A 206-nucleotide genomic window follows, 5' to 3' on the forward strand; every position below is an offset into this window, starting at 1 on the left:
TTTTTACCAGGGGCGCAGATTGACTGATGTTCACGTGATACCAGAAGGCGACTGATAGTACGACCAATACCGTTAACCGTCGGATTGACAGCAGTTGCCCGGCTTGCAAAGAGTGCTGTGGCTGTCTTTTGTAGGCGAAGGTGAACCACAGTGGCGTAATGAGGTTGTTGGCTATCATGATACCCAGTGCGAGCGTGGCAACAATG

At 51.0% G+C, this 206-nt stretch carries 1 protein-coding gene; it reads right to left on the reverse strand.

Going from position 1 to position 206, the window contains the following annotated elements; translation table 11 throughout:
• On the reverse strand, positions 1 to 206 hold a 206-nt coding region (locus NLF92_RS14160; protein ID WP_254102919.1), incomplete at both ends, for a hypothetical protein.

This window comes from Opacimonas viscosa (assembly GCF_024199005.1).
Classification (GTDB): Bacteria; Pseudomonadota; Gammaproteobacteria; order Enterobacterales; family Alteromonadaceae; genus Opacimonas; species Opacimonas viscosa.